At 70.5% G+C, this 18301-nt stretch carries 14 protein-coding genes and 1 pseudogene; 8 read left to right on the plus strand and 7 right to left on the minus strand.

Annotated elements, in window-relative coordinates:
* Positions 1–193: 193 nt before the first annotated feature.
* Positions 194–619 carry a rhodanese-like domain-containing protein gene (locus tag QHF83_RS44000; RefSeq protein WP_282424099.1) on the minus strand — a complete coding sequence of 142 codons (426 nt, stop codon included), beginning with the start codon at positions 617–619 and terminating at the stop codon, positions 194–196.
* An 87-nt stretch (positions 620–706) separates the two neighbouring features.
* Between QHF83_RS44000 and QHF83_RS44005 the strand changes: the two genes are divergently transcribed.
* Complete coding sequence (locus QHF83_RS44005; RefSeq protein ID WP_282424100.1) at positions 707–1801, plus strand: quinone-dependent dihydroorotate dehydrogenase; 1095 nt, start codon at positions 707–709, stop codon at positions 1799–1801.
* Here QHF83_RS44005 and QHF83_RS44010 read toward each other — a convergent pair whose 3' ends face one another.
* Positions 1802–2704, minus strand: a complete 903-nt coding sequence (locus QHF83_RS44010; protein WP_282424101.1) for a DUF6687 family protein — start codon at positions 2702–2704, stop codon at positions 1802–1804. It abuts the gene before it with no gap.
* Positions 2705–2935: 231 nt separating this feature from the next.
* A pseudogene (locus tag QHF83_RS53620) lies at positions 2936–3169 on the minus strand (DUF2330 domain-containing protein); the annotation flags it as partial.
* 775 nt (positions 3170–3944) lie between these two features.
* Between QHF83_RS53620 and QHF83_RS44020 the strand changes: the two are divergent.
* Both QHF83_RS44020 and QHF83_RS44025 read left to right on the plus strand, forming a co-directional pair.
* Positions 3945–4160, plus strand: coding sequence for a hypothetical protein (locus tag QHF83_RS44020; RefSeq protein ID WP_282424103.1), 216 nt, complete (start codon positions 3945–3947; stop codon positions 4158–4160).
* Between the two features lie 31 nt (positions 4161–4191).
* The gene (locus tag QHF83_RS44025; protein ID WP_282424104.1) at positions 4192–4842 is read left to right on the plus strand and encodes a hypothetical protein; all 651 of its coding nucleotides are present in this window, start codon (positions 4192–4194) and stop codon (positions 4840–4842) included.
* A gap of 33 nt (positions 4843–4875) precedes the next feature.
* On the opposite strand, the gene QHF83_RS44030 is transcribed toward QHF83_RS44025, so the two are convergent.
* Positions 4876–5787: an FHA domain-containing protein gene (locus QHF83_RS44030; RefSeq protein WP_282424105.1), complete on the minus strand. Its 912-nt coding sequence runs from the start codon at positions 5785–5787 to the stop codon at positions 4876–4878.
* An 85-nt stretch (positions 5788–5872) separates the two neighbouring features.
* Here QHF83_RS44030 and QHF83_RS44035 point away from each other — a divergent pair, with 85 nt between their 5' ends.
* Positions 5873–8428 (plus strand): bifunctional serine/threonine-protein kinase/formylglycine-generating enzyme family protein, encoded by a 2556-nt coding sequence (locus tag QHF83_RS44035; protein WP_282424106.1) that lies wholly within the window; start codon positions 5873–5875, stop codon positions 8426–8428.
* A 16-nt stretch (positions 8429–8444) separates the two neighbouring features.
* Here the strand turns inward: QHF83_RS44035 and QHF83_RS44040 are convergent, their stop codons facing one another.
* The 3 genes from QHF83_RS44040 to QHF83_RS44050 form a co-directional block, all read right to left on the minus strand.
* A complete protein-coding gene (locus QHF83_RS44040) occupies positions 8445–8990 on the minus strand; it encodes a hypothetical protein (protein WP_282424107.1) in 546 nt (181 codons plus the stop codon).
* A gap of 213 nt (positions 8991–9203) precedes the next feature.
* On the minus strand, positions 9204–9749 hold the full coding sequence (locus QHF83_RS44045) for a hypothetical protein (protein ID WP_282424108.1): 546 nt from the start codon (positions 9747–9749) through the stop codon (positions 9204–9206).
* Positions 9750–11097: 1348 nt separating this feature from the next.
* Positions 11098–11883: a hypothetical protein gene (locus QHF83_RS44050; RefSeq protein ID WP_282424109.1), complete on the minus strand. Its 786-nt coding sequence runs from the start codon at positions 11881–11883 to the stop codon at positions 11098–11100.
* Between the two features lie 266 nt (positions 11884–12149).
* Here QHF83_RS44050 and QHF83_RS44055 point away from each other — a divergent pair, with 266 nt between their 5' ends.
* The 4 genes from QHF83_RS44055 (at position 12150) to QHF83_RS44070 (ending at position 18279) form a co-directional block, all read left to right on the plus strand.
* A complete protein-coding gene (locus QHF83_RS44055; RefSeq protein ID WP_282424110.1) occupies positions 12150–13439 on the plus strand; it encodes a serine protease in 1290 nt (429 codons plus the stop codon).
* A 97-nt stretch (positions 13440–13536) separates the two neighbouring features.
* Positions 13537–16359, plus strand: a complete 2823-nt coding sequence (locus tag QHF83_RS44060) for an AAA family ATPase (protein WP_282424111.1) — start codon at positions 13537–13539, stop codon at positions 16357–16359.
* A gap of 136 nt (positions 16360–16495) precedes the next feature.
* A complete protein-coding gene (locus tag QHF83_RS44065; RefSeq protein ID WP_282424112.1) occupies positions 16496–17128 on the plus strand; it encodes a hypothetical protein in 633 nt (210 codons plus the stop codon).
* Between the two features lie 266 nt (positions 17129–17394).
* Positions 17395–18279 carry a hypothetical protein gene (locus tag QHF83_RS44070; protein ID WP_282424113.1) on the plus strand — a complete coding sequence of 295 codons (885 nt, stop codon included), beginning with the start codon at positions 17395–17397 and terminating at the stop codon, positions 18277–18279.
* Positions 18280–18301 lie beyond the last annotated feature (22 nt).

The following is an 18301-nucleotide window of genomic DNA, read 5'->3' on the forward strand; positions in this document are numbered from 1 at the left end:
GTCGATGAACTGCGCGATGCGCAGTTCATCGAACAGGCCGAGGCAAGACTGGCGACGGGGTTGCCCGTCAAAACCCGGGCCCGTCGGATAAACCGCGCATCGCGCGGTTTATCCGCCCTCGGTCCAGGCCGTGCCTGGTCCGGGGTGCAGGGGGCGGACAGCCCCCTGCTGGGGTGCGGGGCAACGCCCCGCTCTACTTCGCGTCCCAGTCGTTGATGCCGCCGAGGTTCGTGACCTGCGTGTAGCCGGCGCCGAGCAGGATCTTCTTGGCGCGTGCGGCGCGCGGGCCGGCGGCGCAGTGCACGACGATCGGCTTCGACTTGTCACCGCCTGTCAGCTTCTCGACCTCGGAGAGGCGCGCTTCGAACTCGCCGACGGGGATGTTCGTGGCCTTGTCGAGGTGACGCTCCGCGTATTCCTCGGGCGTGCGGACGTCGATCAAGATGCCGCCTTCGGCCACGAGCTTGCGGGCGAGGGCCGGGTCGCGGTCCGGCAGGCCTGCCTGCGCGGCTGGCTGCTGCGACGGGCCGGGAGGCGCGGCCGACTCGTCCTTCGAGCAGGCCGGGACGACGGCGAGGAGGGAAAGCACGACGGCGGCGGAAAACGCAGGGGCTCGCATGGCTCCCGCACTCCCTGCCACCGTCGCCGCGGAGGCGCAAGACACGCCTTGACGCACGGCCGCCGCATCGTATGCGTTCGCCGGCCGATGTACCGCCTGCTGTTCCGCCTGCTCCTCCGCCGCATGTCCGCCGAGACGGCCCACCACCTCGGCTTTGGCCTCTTGCGGTTCTTGATGGCCCTGCCAGGCGCGCGCGCCCTTTTGAAGCGGCTCTTCGGCCCGCGGGAGCCGCGCCTCGCCGTACGGGCGTTCGGCGTCGACTTCCCCGGTCCGCTCGGGCTCGCCGCGGGGTTCGACAAGGACGCGCGGGGGTTCGAGGCGCTCGGCGCGCTCGGGTTCGCGTTCGTGGAGATCGGCACGGTCACCGGCGAAGCCCAGGGCGGAAACCCGAAGCCCAGGCTCTTCCGCCTGGAGCCGGATCGGGCGCTCATCAACCGCATGGGCTTCAACAACGAGGGGTCGCGCGCGGCGGCCGAGCGGCTCGCGAAGCGACGGCCGGGCGGCGTGATCGTGGGCGCGAACATCGGCAAGACCAAGGTCGTGCCCGAATCCGAGGCCACAGCCGATTACGTGGCGAGCGCCGAGCGCCTGGCGGCGCATGCCGATTACATGGTGGTCAACGTGAGCTCGCCGAATACGCCGGGCCTCCGGGATCTCCAATCGACGGAGAAGCTCCGTCCCCTGCTCGCGGAGGTCCGCGCCGCGCTCGATCGCGCTTCTCCCGGGCGGCGCGTGCCGCTGCTCGTGAAGATCGCGCCCGATCTCGCGGACCAGGACATCGACGGGATCGGCGACCTCGCGCGGGAGCTCGGCCTCGATGGGATCATCGCGACGAACACCACGATCCGCCGCGATGGCCTCGCGACGGACGCCGCGCGCGTCGCGGAGATCGGCGCGGGCGGGCTCTCGGGCAGGCCCGTGAAGGCGCGCGCGCTCGCGGTGCTGCGCAGGCTCCGGGCGCGCGTGGGCGATTCGATGGTGCTCGTCGCCGCGGGCGGCGTGGAGAACGCGGACGACGCGTGGGAGCGCATCGCGGCGGGGGCGACGCTAGTGCAGGCGTACACGGCGTTCATCTACGAGGGGCCCGCGTTCGCGAAGCGGATCCACGAGGGGATCTCGGCGCGAATGCAGGCCGAGGGGATCGGCTCGATCGCGGAGCTCGTGGGCAAAGAAGCGCGCTGATCAGGCCTCGAACCGCTCGAGCTGGGCGAAACGTTCCGCCATCGCGCGCGGCGCCTCGCGGAGCGGCGCCGTCGTGCGCAGCAGGGCCGTCATCCCGAAATCGACACCCTTCATCGCCCACGCGGGCCCGAGGCCCGCGGCGAGCGCGTTGCGGCTCGGCGCGGGGATCGTGGGCCGCACGATCGTATCGGCCCAGGCCCAGCGCGGCAGCTCGTACCGATACCGGAACGAGCCGTCCGGCTCCTCGAACGCGAGCAAGAGCCTGCGCACGCCCTCCCCCGTCGAACCGAGCTTCGAAAGCACCGCCCCCGGCGCCTCGGGCACGCCCGGCCCGTGGTGGAACACGCGAATCGGGCCGACGGCGTACGAGACCACGTCCCCCGCGTTCGCCCGCCGCTCGGCTTCGAGGAGCGCGGAGAACGACGTCCCCCAGAGATCCTCGCGCGACTCGATGGTCCGCACGAGCTCGCCGAGCGAGGCGAGCGCGATCGGATATGCGCTCGCCTCGGGCTTCAGCGTGACGAGGCGCCGGATCGCGATGTTCAGCCAGATGCCGCGTGTATCGGCCGGCCACTCCTCGAAATCGCCGGCCTCGGCCGCCGCGACGATGAGCTCCGCGTGCGCGGTGGCCGTCTCCGGGTCGAGCAGCGACCAGACGGCGAGCACTCCATCCGCGTCGAAATGGTTGTTCACGACGACAGCGGGCCCATCGGCGGGCGACGCCTCGCGGACGAACGTGAGCGCGATTTCGACGGAGGTATCGGCCTTGAAGGCCTTCGGCGTCCGGTTTTTCGCCCAGTGGCTCAGATCGAGGGCCGCGCCCGCGACGAGCCCGTCGCAAGAGACGGCGCCTTCCGGCGCTCGCTCGCCCATGGGAACGAACTGGAACTGTCGTGCGGCCATGGGCGAAGGCTAGCACGGAAAACACCCGAACGAGCGCGGGGCCCGGGCGAGAGCACGGGACCGCCCGATTGACGGCCGAGCTCGCGGGCTCGACACCCCGCGTGAATCGACGACGGGCTCGGCAGGCGCGTCGCCCGGGAGCGCCGCGCCCTCACGCGGGGAAAGGACGATGCTGAAAGACGGGTGGACGAGCGCATGGTGCGTGGCCCTGACGAGCGTGACGGCGATGCTCTGGAGGACGACGGGCACAGGGACCACCATGGCGAACTTGTCCGGCGGGCCCTGGTAGTTGTTCTGCATGGACAGCACGGTGCGCGTGCCGTCGCGCAGGAGGACGACCTGCGTCGCGTTGTTGTAGAGCTTCGCATCGGCGCCGCTCACGTAAAACCCGCAAAACGCCTCCGCGCTCCCCGCCCACGAGAGCGCCGCGAGCCCCGCCGCCCCGAGAGAGAATCGTGTCCGCACGGGTCGAGCGTACCCGAAAGGGGGTTTCAGGGGCGACAAATCTTGGGATTGCCCTCCCGCTCGACCGGCCCGCGTCCCTCGTGCTCCGTCGTGCCTCGACGAGAACGACTTCCTACGACGAGGGATCAGGGGTTTTCGCAGGTCTGTGTGCCATCCGGATTGGTTTTACAAACCAGGGGCGCCTCACAGCCATCTGGGCTCGAGGCGCAGTTCCCGCCTGCGGGGATCTGGCAACTTTGTTTCTGGGAGCAGATCGCCTCGCCGGCGCAGAAATCCTCGCCGGCGGGGTTGCAGGGCGCCCCGAGGCCCTGGAGGCACCGGCCATCGATGCAGGCGCCAGGCTCCATGCAGCGGCCGGCGCCGAAGGTCTCGCAGGCGCCTCCCATAGGAATCATGCACTCGAAGTCCCCCTCCTGCGACTGGCAAACCGTTCCTTGCGGGCAAGGATCGCCCTCCGGATGGCAGTCGTCGCCGGGCTGCTGTGGGCTCGGCCCAGAGCAGGCTGCGCCAAGCAGCAAGGACAGGGTGAACACCTGGAACAGGCAACGGCTTTTCAGGGATATTAGGGTCACGGTACCTCCGCGTAAGCAACGCATGCTGGGGTGAGCATGCAGCTCTGACCAAGGCAGCAACCATGCCAAAGCCACGAAAACCCCTCCAAACGGCCCTGAAGTACCGTGTCACTGGACCCAATCTTACGTTTTCGCTTCTACTGCCGTTGCCGCTTGGTATAGAATGGAGGCTCGAAGATCCTCCTCCTCGACGCGGAAGGCTCATGATGAAAACATTCGTTCGTAGGGCCTGGATCATCCTCGTGGGGGCCTCGATGGCTCCGTGGGTGGCCGGTTGTGATAGCAAACCGAGCAAGCAAGACGAGTGCGAGGTTTGCGTCGTCGACAAGGACTGCAAGCGCGGTTTGTCGTGCGAGCTGTTCGAGAGGAGGGGGTTGAAGTACCGGAAGTGCGCGCGGGCGAACACGAAGAAGTGCTGAGGCTCACCTCTGGAGGTGAGGGGCGGGTGTCATGAACGACATGCTCGACACGCAGCCACGCGATCTGGCTGTCTCCCTGTTCGGCCAGGGGAAATCTTCGGCCGAGATCTGGTCTGCGCTCGTGTCGAGCGGCGTGGCGCCGGCCGTGGCGGAGGCCCATGTGAACAGCCTCCTCCTCGCAGTCTCACGGCTCGACCAGGGCAAGTCCGCGGCCGAGATCTGGTCCGCGCTCGTGGCGAGCGGCGCGGCGCCGGCCGCGGCGGAGACGCTCGTGAGGGATCTCGTCGAGGTCCGCCGAATGCAGCGGGCAAAACAGCGCGAGGAGGAGGAGCACAAGGGCTCCGGGTTCTGCAAGAGATGCCATGACGAGTCCACCCCGCTGTCGCCTGGCAACATCTCCACCGTCAATGGCACAGGGACGACGTTTTACGGAGAGGACCGGGGATGCAGCGAATGCGGCTCCGTGGTCCGGGTCCACTGGGTCGTCTTCTGCTCCTTGCCGCTCATTCCGCTGGGAACCTACCGTTATCGGGACCTGTACGGCGAAGGGGCCTCCAGCAAGTTCCTTGCCCGCCGGACGCAGGCGAACTCGGTGCAGATCGCTCTCCACTACACGGTTTCGCTCGTGGTGTTGTTCGTGTTCGTCGCCGTCGTGATGACCATCCGCTCGTCAACGCCGTAGGGTGAGGCTCTCTCGGGCTAGGATGCCCGGCCTTCACATCCGGACGACCTCGACGCTCCGCACGCCGATCCGGATCTCCCCGGTGCTCGGCCGCCGCTCCACGAGACCCGCAGCATTCTGGACGCCGAGGACCGCGAGCTGCCTGCGGGCGCGGTGGATGTCGACGTTCAGCTTGTTCACGTCCGTCGCGAGCATTCGGCATAACGCCTCGCGCCCGAGCCAGCCTCGCTTCGGCGCCGGCGCGTCGTGATCCTCGAGCCACGCGCGGGCCAGCGTCACCAGAAGGTAATGGTGGGTGCGCGCCGGCAGCTCCGCCTCCCGCCCGCCCATCACCACCGTCGCCGTCACCTGCTCTTCATTCCGGCTCACGGCGAGCCGCAAATGAATGTTCTCGAGCATCGGGCTCCGGATGTCACTCTGCCAGGTCTCGGTATCGCGCGGCGGAAGCTCGAGCGTCCAGGACTCGCCCGCAATCGTGATGACCTGTCGATCCTCGACCGGCCGCACATCGTCGCCGCTCTCGGCCACCCATTGGCCCTCGCCATTCTCGAATACGCTCACGAGCGGCAGCTCCTCGTCCGGCAGGAGAAGCATGCCCCCCGAGGCCGCGCGCCGCGCGCCGCTCGGATGGTGCCGAGCCGCCGCGCCGGGCGGGGAATCGTCGGTCAACACGAACGCGGGGCTCGCGCCTCCCAGCGAGAATGACGCCCCCTCCGTGAGCGGCACCCGCTCTCCAGGCGAAAGGCGCTGGCCCCCGAGGAGCGTCCCGTTCCGGCTGCCGAGGTCCCGCAGCTCCCAGCGCCCGCCCGTCCAGTGCAAGCTGGCGTGCTCCGCAGAGACACGCCGTTCGTCCACGCAGACGTCGCAGCCCGAATGCCGCCCGATCAGGCACCGCACCCCCAGGGTGACATAGGTTTGTGTCGACTCGTTCTTGAGTGTCCCCATCCTCACCCTCCGAGGGTCCCGCGTATCCAGAACGGACGGGCCGCAGGCTACCATGCCCGTCCAATCCCGTGTATACGCCATCTTCATGGCTCCCAGTCGCGTTCCTCCGCCGACGGTGGATACCTCCAGCGACGCGTCTGCGTCGGTCCTCACCGCCGAGACCGACTCCGGTGTGCGCGCCGTCGAGCCGATGGAAGCCGAGGAGCCGTCGCTGCCGCGCCGCTACGAGGATCTGGGTCGCATCGCCAGCGGCGGGGCCGGCGACGTGCGGCGCGTGCGCGATTTGCTGCTCGGGCGTGTGCTCGCGATGAAAGTGCTGCGGTGGGAGCACGTGCGCAACCCACGGATGCGCGCCCGATTCATCAGCGAGATCGAGCTCACGGCGCGGCTGCAACACCCGGGAATCATCCCCGTCCACGAGCGAGGCGAGTTCGACGACGGTCGGCCCTGGTTCACCATGCAAGAGGTCCGCGGACGTACGTTCGACGCCGTGATTGCAGAGCTCTACAGGGCCGCGGGGCCGACGGGCTTCGGGCCCACGCCCTCGGGCTGGACCTTCCGCCGCGCCGTCGACGCGTTCGCGCGCATCACCCAGGCGGTCGCGTACGCGCACGGCGAGGGGATTCTTCATCGCGATCTCAAGCCGATGAACCTCATGGTGGGTGAACACGGCGAGGCGTTCGTCATGGACTGGGGCCTTTCGCGCCGCATTGGCGATCCGCTGCCGAGCGAGCCGGACGATAACGACGCGATCCACGCCGAGGACGAAGGAGGGCTCACGCGCCACGGTGAGGTGCTCGGGACGCCCACGTACATGCCGCCGGAACAGGCGGGCGGCGAGCACGCCATGCATGGCAAGCCGAGTGATGTCTACGCCCTCGGCGCCATCCTTTATCACCTCCTCGCCGGGCGCCCGCCCTATCGAGGCAGTGGCCTCGCGATCTGGCGGCAGGTGCTCGCGGGTCCCCCGATCCCGGTCACCGAGGCGGCCCAGCATGGCCCTGCATTACCGCGTGAGCTCGTCGCGATGTGCGAGCGCGCCATGCAGCGCGATCCTGCCGCGCGATACCCCGACGCCGCGGCGCTCGGCCGTGAGGTCCTCGATTGGCTCGACGGGGCGCGCCGCCGCGAGCAGGCCCGCCTCGCGCTCGCGGAGGCGGCGGCGCTCCTGCCGGAGATCGCGGAGCTGCGGGCACGAGCGCGCGAGGTCACGGCGCGCGCGCGGCGGCTCATGGAGGCGGTGCGCCCGTACGATCCGGTGGAGGTCAAACGGCCGGCCTGGGCGCTCGAGGACGAGGCGTCGCGGATCGCACAGGACGCGGCGCTCCGCGAGGCGGCCCTGCTGCAAGCGGCGCACGGCGCGCTGATCCTGGACCCCGAGCTGCCCGAGGCGCACGCATTGCTCGCCGATCGTCATTGCGCCGAGCTCCTCGCCGCCGAACGCGCGCACCGGCACGAGGACGCGGCGCGCGCCGAGGCCATGCTCCGGACGCACGATCGGGGGCGACACGCGGCGATCTTGCGCGGCGACGGCGCGCTCTCGCTCGTGACCGATCCCGAAGGCGCCGAGGTGCTGCTCTGCCGTTACACCGCGGGCGACCGGCGCCTCGTGGCCGAGCCGGTGCGGCATCTCGGGCGCGCGCCGATCCGGGAGGCGCTGTTGCCCCGCGGCAGCTATCTCCTCGTCATCTCGGCGCCGGGGCGGGCAGAGGTGCGCCTGCCGGTATGCATCGAGCGGGGCGCCCACTGGGACGGCACGCCGCCTGGCGCGACAGGGCCTCGTATCCTCTCGTTGCCCCTCCTGCATGCGCTCGGGCCGGACGATTGCTTCGTGCCTGCGGGGTATGCCGACATCGGCGGCGATCCGGAGGCACCGGACAGCCTGCCCGGCCGGCGGGTATGGATCGATGCGTTCGTCCTGCGCCGCTTCCCCGTGACGAACGGCGAATACCTCGCGTTCCTGAACGCGCTGCTCGGCGAGGGCCGCGAGGAGGAGGCGCTCGCGTGCGTGCCGCGCACCGCGCACGGGATGGCGGAGGCCAGGGACGAGCGGCCCCTTTTTGGTCGCGAGGCCGGAGGGCGCTTCGTGCTGGCGGTCGACGAGGCCGGCGCGCGATTGGCGTCGGAATGGCCCGTGGCGTCCGTCGATTGGCATGCGGCGGTTTCGTACGCGCGCTGGCTCTCGGCGCGGACGGGGCTGCCCTGGCGGCTGCCGAACGAGCTCGAACGCGAGAAGGCCGCGCGCGGGGTGGATGGCCGGGCCTACCCATGGGGCGATTACCCGGACGCGACGTTCGCGTGCGTGCTCGAAAGCCACGCGGGCGTGCCGATGCGCGTCGCGGCGGACAGCTATCCGGCCGACGAGAGCCCTTATGGGGTGCGCGGGCTCAGCGGCAACTCGCGAGATTGGTGCGGCAATGTCTGGCGGCGCGAGGGGCCGGCCATCGTCGAGGACCGAGTGCTCGTCGACGAGGCGTCGCCTGACGATCCGGAGCACCGGGCGGTGCGGGGAGGCGGGTGGAGCAGCGCGCTCCCCTTCGCGCGGGCGGCGGGGCGCTTCGGGCTCCTGCCTGGGATCCGGCGGGCGACGGTGGGGCTGCGGGTCGCGCGGAGCTTGACCGCGGACGTGGAGAAGCGCTGAATCGCTCGCTTTGCGGTCAGGGCGACTTGGAATCGGCATACCACATCCGTCCGGACCCGAGCGCCGAGACCTGGGTATACGTCCCGCTCGGTTCGAAGGACGGCGCCGGAGCCGTGGTTTTCTTCTGATACCATCGAACCATCGAGATGGTCGCGTCCTCCTTGTCGGTGATCGCGATACGCACGTAATAATCCTCCGTCGCGTGCTTGTAGAGCGTGCCGGTCGTGAGGTCGGTGTCCACCTCGGTCCAGTCCGCGGCGCAGGGAGCGGTGAACTCCTGCGCATTCGTGGGGGCCGCGGGACGCGGATCGGTCCAGGCCTCGTCACCCACGCAGGTGACGACGAGCCCGTTCTCGAGCGTCAGGGCCGCCTTGTCCACGAGCCAGTACTCCACACCGGCGTTGTACCCCGCGCCGGCGACCCGGGTGGCGATGATGTCGGCGAACTTCCGGCTCCCGCTCCATTCGATCTTGTAATACCGCCAATCCAGGAGCCCTGGGTCGAGCTGGGCGTTCAACGGATGGATACCACCGGTCTCGTCACTCTTGCCTTTGTCGTGCATGCGCTCCCTCCTACCCGAGCGCGGGGGCTCGGTCAATTACACACCCGTTACACGGCCGGGCCGGCCGGACGACCCGAAAGCGAAGAAGGAAAAGGAAGGGAACCGCGCCCCTGCTTCGGGAGCGCGCACTCGTCCAGGGTCGAACCAGGGCGGCTCGCAGCGAGCGACGGCCGCCCTGTTCGAGACCGAGCGTGTGACCGCTCGAGGACGTCCTTACGGACGGTAGACCGTCACGTAGGGATCCCAGGTCACGGTGTTCACCTTCTCCCTGCCCAGGTAGATGTCGACCGAGAACGAATAAGCGATCTTGGGGCTCACCATCTCGTCGCGGTTCGACATCTGCGTCTCGCACGCGACGAAGGGGCGATTGATGCCCTGCGTGGCGATGGGCGTGGGAGGCCCAAACGTGTTCTTCCCGGCGGTGATCGTGCCCGGAGCGCTGTAATAGGGGGTATCTCCGGCGCCGTTGTTGCTGATCCAGTCCACGAGGTACTTGCTCGCATCCCCCTGGGGCGGGGATTCGGTCGGTCCCCAGAGCTCGACCCTCGTGATGATCGCGTGGTAGAGATCGGCCTCGCCGCTGGCGCCCTCGGCGAGCTGGAGCGGCTCCACACGCCACCGCAGCTGCTCGGAGGCCGGGACGCGGACCCATAGCTCGTTCGAGCCCTGCGAGTTGCCCTGCACGATCGAGGGATCGGCGGCATACATCTGCACGGTGCCGGTCTTGGCGTTGACGATGATCAAGATATCCTGGGCCATGATGGATGCTCCTCTCGTTTCGGTCTCTCGTTCATTGCCCGCACGGCGTAGCTTCGCTGGCCGAACGGGCGATGTTCTCAGGTGCGCCCGCGCGATAGGCCATGCCTGATCGCGCTGGAACCCCCTCTCGGTATCGGAGGGGGCCGCGCCGCGCCTCCGACGATTGAGAAGATGTCACCCTTTCCGCCAGATTGCACTTACTCCGCCCTTACAGCTCGGCGTGGCGCCGGGGAGCAACCCTTCCGATCGCTGTAATGAACGTGTAATGGAGATGGGGCGCTCGACGCGCGAGAGGTGGGGCGTTTCCGTGATCACGCTGGGCGGCCGCTGCAGCGGTCACCTGCCCTCGCACATCGGCCACGCGAATGCCTTCGCCAGGTCCGCGAGAGATACCGCGCACAGAGCGCCGCAGCTCGCTGGGTAATCGCTCCCGCACGCCGGCCAGCAGACCGGCCCCGCGCCCGTACGGCCCGCGGGGCACGGCGCATAGCAGAGGCCCCCGTCGGGCTTGTGCGCCGCCGCGCCGGGGCGCCGCCCCGGACCCCGCGGGGGCTGTTCGCCCCTCGACCCGAACCAGGGCAAGCCCTGGACCTCAGGGGGAAGAACTGCGCGATGCGCAGTTCGTCCCACAGGCCGGTGGCAAGACCAGGGACGGCGTTGCCGGTCACGGCGGTCTTGGGATGAGACCCCTGCTCAGGCTCAAGCGGGGTTCGGGGCAGCCTGCACGGAGTGTGAGCACGCGCGAGGGGTGCACGTCCTCGCGAACAGAGATGGAGAACAGGCGCGGTGGGTCGCTCGTGCTCACGCGCGATGCACGTGAGCACGCCCGGGGAGGCGCACGTGCTCGTGCCCGGAGAGGGAGAGGACGACCGGGGAGGCGCACGTCTTCGTGCGCGATGCACGTGAGCACGCCCGGGGAGGCGCGCGTGCTCGTGGACGGAGAGGGAGAGGACGACCGGGGAGGCGCGCATCTTCGTGCGCGATGCGCGTGAGCACGCCCGGGGAGGCGCACGTGCTCGTGGACGGAGAGGGAGAGGACGACCGGGGGCGCGCACGTCCTCGTGCCCGGAGAGGGTGAGGACGACCGGGGGCGCGCACGTCCTCGCGCGCGATGAGCGAGAGCACGCCCAGGGGGGCGCACGTCCTCGTGAACGGAGCAGGGTGAGGACGCGCCAGGGGAAGGGCTACGACGACGCGGTTTGCAGAGACGTGGACGCGGTGGCGGGACGGGAACCACCTCACCACCCTCCCGATGTGCCGAGCATGGGTCTCTACGTGGGACCGCTGCGCTGGGGCCTGGGGCAACGCCCCAGCGAAGCGCCCCCGGATGAGACGCATGCTCGGCCCATCAGGGCGGCGGCGGCTCGCCAACGCCCGGGCCCCGCACCGTCCCGACACCGTTGACGAAGTAGATCGAGCAGGGCGCTACGGCGCCGGGCCAATCGGTCGAATAATTACCCTGGTCGCCGGTGACGCTGAAGACGATCCCGCCATCGGCCTGCGCAGCGTTGGAAGCGTTGACGAAGAACTGATAACACTGGGCCCTGCACGGGAACGCGTTGATGACGATCCCGACCCAGTTGTGTCCGGCGTACTGGTTGTAGACGACCTGCTCTGCGTGGAGATTGCCAGCGGCTCCCCGCGGCCCGAAGGCGCCGGCCCAGTTATTCAGGTTCCGCCGGTAGGAGGTGGCTTGCACACCACCCACGCCCTCGATCTTCTTGCTGCTCTTCTTCTTGGCCCTCTTGGTCCCGCCCTCCTTTTTCTTGCGTGTGCCGGGCACCGGGCCGCCTTTGACGTTGAGCGGGCGCGCCAACATCGGCTGCGCCGTGCCGCCGCGGCCGACCGTGGCCGGGTGCGGGGCGCGCTCCTCCGCCACCTTCGGCTGCACGGCCTCGCCGCCGCGGATGGTCGCCGGATGCGGAGGGCGCTCCGTGGCGACCTTCGGCTGGATGGGACCACGACCGACAATGGCCGGATGCGGAGGGCGCTCCGTGGCGACCTTCGGCTGGAGAGCGCGGCCGACCGTCGCCGGGTGCGGCGGGCGTTCTTCCGCCATCTTCGGCTGCGCGGTACCGCGTGGAATCGTGGCCGCGTGGGGCGGGCGCTCCGTCGGGGCGTCGTGGTCTTTCATCACCTCACGAGCGTACAGGCTGCGCGGGCGGAACGCCGAATTCTCGGCGACGACATTCGCGGCCTCCGCCGGCGAGTCTTCGGCGAAGGCCCGGCCTCGCGAACGATTAAAAATCGTTCATGTGCAAACTCCGCGTCGATTCCTAGCATCTCCAGCACGCCCCGGATCCGCCCCCGGGGTCGCTCTTGCCGGAGACCATCGACATGTGGAACCCCACCCGAGAAGGCACCCACGATACCTCCCCCGTGACGCGACGCGCGAGGTCCTTGGCCGCCGCCCTGTCCGCGGCCTTGTTCGCGTCTTCCGCGGTCGCCCGCGCGGAGCCCCTGGGCGCGGGTGCCGCGACCGAGCCTCCCTCCCCGCCCCCCGCGCCGACGCTGTCCGTCGCGTCTTCGCCTCCCGCCGCTTCCACCCGTCCCTCGGAGAGCAGCGCGTGCGGCGCGGCGGGGCTCGAGCGCGTCGCGGAAGCTGCGCGGCGCGGCACGGTCCGTATCACCACGCATACACAGTGGGGCGCAGGCTTTTTGGTGGACGACACGCACGTCGTGACCCATGTCAGCGTGGTGGAGCGGCCTTTCCGGCTGCGCGTCCATGCCCGCGACGACCTCTCGATTGGCGCGAAGGTCGTATTCACCGACGCATTCGAACGTATCGCCATCCTGGAGCTCGACGCGCCCATCCCTGGAAAGGCGCTCGAGCTCGCGACGTCGGCGCCCGCGATCGGTAGCGAGGTCGTCGCGATCGGCGTCTCTGTCGATTTCGGCACGCGTGAAGACCGCTTTCCGGCCCACCGCCGGGGCCTCGTCAGCGACCGCGACGACGATCAGCTCGCGATCGACGCGCTCGTCGGGATGAACCACACCGGCGGCCCGCTCCTCGACTGTCAGGGCCACGTCGTCGGCATCCTCGTCCCCTCCCCCTCGTGGCGGGCCGCGGGGGAGACTCCGATGAGTCACGCAGTCCCCGTGGGGAAAATACGCGAGGCACGCGCGAGCGTGGGAAAGACGCCGTACCAGAGCCGCCCTGGCATCAACATCGGACTGGAGACCATGTTCGCCGGTCAATTCGAGCCCGGCCGGGGATTCATCGGCGCGACGGTTGGCATTCCGATACTCTTCGCCGAGCAGTGGGAGTTCTTGCCCCGCTTCGGCGCCTTCGCGCAGGTCCCGGCGGAGAGCGACCTCCACCTGCCCATCGGGCGGACGGACACGCTGCGACTCGTGGGGGACATGCGCATCGGGTACCGCATTCCGCTGGTCTCGGCGCCCGCGACGGTCTCGCTCGTCCCCTCGATCGGCGCCGGCTGGAACTGGGATTTCACCCAGGAAAAGACCTACTCGCTCGTGCTCGAGGATCCGACGTGCATGAACCCGGCGGCAGCGTGCACCTTTCGGATGGTCGAGAACAAGCAGGAAGCCTGGACGCAGGCGGGCGCCTTGTTCGTGGGCCTCGGCATGCACGTGCACGCCATGACGTTCGGGTACGAGCTGCGCGTGCTGCCGTCGCCGGACGTGAAGTTCATCCATCAGCTCTCGCTGGGCCTCTCGACCTTCTGACGGCGCGCGCCCCACCTTAACGATTTTTAACGCGCGTCTCGCCGCCGCCTGCGAAGGGCTTCTCCCCGCGCGGCTCGTGGTGGTATCCTTTCCGCCCGTGACGGTAACCCCGCCCGGTACGTCGGCGCGCGGCGCCTTCGTCGGGCGCGCGCGGGAGCTTCGCGCGCTCGGGGAGCGCCTCGACGGCGGCGCCCGGCTCGTGACGATCACCGGCGCCGCCGGCATCGGCAAGACGCGCCTCGCGCTGGAGTGGGCCGCTTCGGCTCTCGCCGCGCGCGACGGGGCGCGCCTCTTGTTCTGCGATCTCAGCGAGGCGAAGGGGCTCGACGACGCGTGCGCGGTCCTCGCCCGCGCGCTCGACGTGCCCCTCTCCGCGGGGGGCACCGCCGACGAGGTCGTGGCCGAGCTCGGGCGCGCCCTCGCCGAGCCGCCGCGGAGCGTGGTCCTCCTCGACAACCTGGAGCAGCTCGTCGACGTCGCCCCGCGGATGCTGGGCCCCTGGCTCTCGTACGCTCCGCGCGCGCTTTTCGTCGTGACCTCGCGCGAGCGGCTCCGGCTGGACGGCGAGGTGTCCCTCGGGCTCGAGCCGCTCGGCGTGCCGCCCGCGGAGGAGCGCTCGCTCTGCGCGATCGCCGCGTCCGACGCCGTCGAGCTCTTCGTGGCGCGGGCGCGGGCCGTGCGCTTCGACTTCGAGCTCACCGAGGCCGAAGCCGAGAGCATCGCCGCGATCGTCCGTCGCGTCGACGGGATCCCGCTGGCGATCGAGCTCTGCGCGGCGCGGATGGGCGTCCTTGGGCCGGGACAGATCCTCGATCGACTCGCGCGCCGCTTCGAGCTCCTCGTGACGGGCGCCCGCGGCGCGCCTGCGCGCAAGGCGACGCTGCGCGGCGCGATCGACTCGTCGTGGGATCTCCTCGCGCCGTGGGAGAAAGACGCGCTCGCGCAGTGCTCGGTGTTCACCGGCGGCTTCTCGCTCGAGGCCGCGGAGGCGGTGCTCGACCTCGGCGCCGGACGCGAAGGCGGCACGCCGCCCATTCTCGACGTGCTCCAATCGTTGCACGACAAATCTTTGATCCGATCGTTCGATCTCCAACGGCCGGGCTCCGCGGGCGAGCGCCGCTACGGCATGCTGGAGAGCCTCCGCGAGTACGCCGCGGAGTGGCTCGACGCGCTCGGCGGCAAGGAAACCGCCGAAAGACGCCACGCGGCGTACTTCCTCGGCATGGAGGGCCCGCGGGAGACCGCCTTGCCGAGGGTCATCGACGTTCGCCGCGCCTCCCTGGAGGCGAGCAACCTCATCGCCGTGTGCACGCGCGCGCTCGCGCGGCGGCCGCTCACGCCCGAGGACGCGGAGGCCGCCCTGCGCGGGCTCTTGCTGCTCGAGCCCGTGCTCCTCCTGTGCGCCAAGGGCCGCCTGGAGCCGTACGTGGCGATGCTCGACGCCGCGCTCGATGCCGCCTCGGCCCCGCCGGCCCTGCGGACGCGTGCGCTTTACACGCGCGCCCTTTCGGACCTCCTTCGGGGCCGCGTGCTCGACAGCTTCCTCGGCTTTCAGCGGGCGCTCGACGAAGCGCGCGCGGCCCGCTCGCGCGCCGACGAATGCCTCGCCCTCACCAAGCTCGGGTTGATGTTCGATCAGGCGGAGCGCCCGGACGACGCGCGGTCCTGCTTCGATCGAGCGCGGGCGATCGCCCTCGACCTCGGCGAAGCATCGCTCCACGCCGACTGGATGCTCACCTACGGCGGCGCGCTCAACTGGCGGGGACGGGCCACGGAGGCCGTGGGGTACGTGGAGCAGGCGGCCTCGGGCTTCCAGGCCGCCGGCGATCCGAGGGGACAATCCCTGGCCCTGGCGCAGCTCGCCCTCGCGCGCCTGAGCCTTGGCCGGCTCGACGAGGCCGAGCTCGCCGCCGACCAGGCGCTTGCCTTGCTCCAGGAAGATCGGCGCACCGAGGGCTACGTGCTCGGCATCCTGGGGCGCGTCCAGCAAGCGAGGGGCCGGTTCGGCGAGGCTCGCGAAAAACTCCGGGCGGCGCTCGCGATCCACCGGGCCGTCGGCGATCGGTGGTCGGAGGGCGTGCTCCACGGCTACCTCGGCGACGTCGCGTTCGAGGAGGGCCTGCTCGACGACGCGCGCACCGCCTACGGCGAAGCCCTCGCGCGGCTCCATGGCACCGGCGAGCGGCACTATTCGGTCGTCTTCCTGGCCGCGCTCGGAGCCGTCGAGACCGGGCTCGGCCACGAGGACGCCGCGGCGCGCCACTTCGCGGCCGCCGCGGAAAGGCTCGGCGGCGGCCGCGTGCTCACGACGAGGATCGCGGTGGAGCTGCACTCCGCCCACGCGGACGCTGGGCGCGCGCGCGTCGCCGCCGCGGCGGGGGACGAGACGGCCGCGGAGCGACATCGTCTCGCCGCCGCCGCGCCGATGGCCGTGGCGCAGGCTCCGGCGCCCGACGGCAGCTTCGCGCCGGCGCGAGGCTCGGAGGACGTGCGCTTCGCCTTGCGCATGCTCGATCGCGCGATCGTCCTGCCCGCGGCCTCGGCGAGCGCGCCCGGCAATCCCCTCCCGCCGCCGATTGCGAGGCTCGTCGTGGGCCCGGAGGCCCGCTGGTTTCGCCTTCAGGATCACCGCCCCGTACCCTTCTTGAAGGCGAAGGCGGCGCGCCTCGTGCTGGCCTTCCTCGTTCGCGCGCGCATCGACGCTCCGGGGCGCGCCGTCTCGCTCGCGGAGCTCTTCGAGGCTGGCTGGCCCGGGGAACGGATCGCTTCCAAGGCGGCGGCGAACCGCGTCTACGTCACGCTGACCAAGCTCCGCAAGCTCGGCCTTGGAGCCCTGCTGCAGAGCCGCGATGACGGCTTCTTGCTCGATCCCACGGCGGTCGTCCTCGAATCGTTCGCCTTCGAGCTGCCGCCCGCTTAATCATTTTTAATACGACCCGAGCGCCCGGCCGCGACCGTTCCGGGCGGCTCGAAATGGTGTAAACCGCCCGGGAATCCAGGGCGATCGCGGACCAATCTCGTCCCGCGCCTCTGCCCTGCCATCCCTTCGAGGCATCATGCGTACTTTGCCGATTGTCGCTGCAATGGTCTCCCTCGGCGCGGTCCTCGTGGCCGCGCCAGCGCCCGCGCTCGCCGACATCCTCGTTCCCGACGCTCCCGACACGAACGGCATCCGTGCGATCGGAAAGGGCATCAAGGAGATCGGGGCCGAGAGCCTCCTCGTGCTCAATTACAGCAGCGAGGGCAATACCTCCTCCATCCGGACCACGAACATCACCGGGCTCTCGTTCCGCTACTTCATCATCAACAACCTCAACCTGGAGCTGAACGCCAGCTACTTCTACAAGGGCGTCGACGCCGCCGCGCGTCAGGGCGGCATGGTCACCCTCGGCGCGAATTACCTCGTCAACATCGGACGAGGGTTGTTCCTCAATCCCGGCCTCGCGGGCGGCGGCTTCTACGGCAAGGTGTCCGTCAAGGGCGCGCCGAGCGGCACGCCGGCGCCGACGATGGTGGGCGGCACCGCGCGGCTCGGCTTCGGGCTCGCGTTTTATGCGAGCCCGAAGTTCAGCTTGTTCGCGAGGCCCGAGGCGGTCCTCTACGTCGGGAAGGTGGGCGAAGGCTCCACCGCGACCTCGCTCCTGAACGTCGACGGCGGCTTCAACGTCGGGATGAATTACGTGTTTTGAGCCGGGGACGGCCGGGCGGGCGTTTCTGACGCGACAGCTCCAGATCCCGGGAACTCTCCCCGCCTCCCCGGCGTCTGAGCCCTCCCGCGAGGTACCGCCCCATGCTCCAGCCGAACGCCGCCGCCCCCGCCTCCGTCGCCGCTCCCGCCTCTGCCACTCCCGCCCCCGCTTCCGTCGTCGCTCCCGCTCCCGCTCCCGCCTCCGTCCCCGCCTCCGCTCCCGGCCGCGTTCCTCGCCTCTCGCTCCCGTACGCCGTCCTCGGCGCCGTGGGCGGATGGATGGCCGCCGACTTCTTCCGCGTCGGCGCCCTCAAGGCCATGGATGCCGGCCTCCGCCCCGCGTTCGTCGTTGTCACCCCGCTTTGCGCCCTCCTCCTCGGCCTCCTCGTCCAGCCCACCGTCCGCTGGCCCCGCCGCGCCGTGGCATTCTTCGCGGCCGCCGTGGGCGTCCTCTCGGCCGGGCTCCTCGGCGGCGCGCTCATCGGCGTCATGCGCTGGTCGCGCTGGGGCCTCGGCGAAGGCGCCGCCACCGGGTTCGTCTGCGCGCTCGGGTTCTTGCCCGCCTTCGCCCTCGTCCTCGCCGCCGCCCGCCGCGTCGGCCGCGCCCGCCCCGGATCCCTCGTCGATCGCGCCGATCGCCGCGCCGTCTGGCTCGCCGTCGCCGTCAGCGTCGCCCTCGGCACCCTCGCCGCCCTGCCCGATTGGAACGTCTTTCCCACCGGCGTCCGCCCCTCGCTCGAGGTTTCGCGCACCCTCGGCCTCGCCGCCGTCGCCGCCATCGTCGCGCTTTGCCTGGGCGACGCCGTGGCCCTCGTGCGTGCGCTCCGCGTCGAGCGTCTCCTTCACGCCATGCGCCCGGCGTCCAGCGACGACCCGCGCGTCGCCTGGTCGCCGCGCAAGCTCGATCTCGGCCTCGGCGAGGAGACGCGCGCGTCCGTGCTCTCGGCCGCCGTTGTTTACCGCGAGCACGACCGCGTCCTCTCGGTCATCCACGGCAATCCGCGCGACGCGCGACGCGCCCTCCTCGGCGCGTTTGCGTGCGGCGTCGTCGCCCTCGGCGTCGGCGGCGCATGCGTCAGCCTCACCGGCGCGCGCACCGCGAGCGCGGCCGACGCCGAGGCGCCCGCTCCAATCGCCGCCGAAGCGCGATAATCCCCCGCGCGCCTCGCTTGCC

Source organism: Polyangium sp. 15x6 (assembly GCF_029960785.1).
Classification (GTDB): domain Bacteria; phylum Myxococcota_A; class Polyangia; order Polyangiales; family Polyangiaceae; genus Polyangium.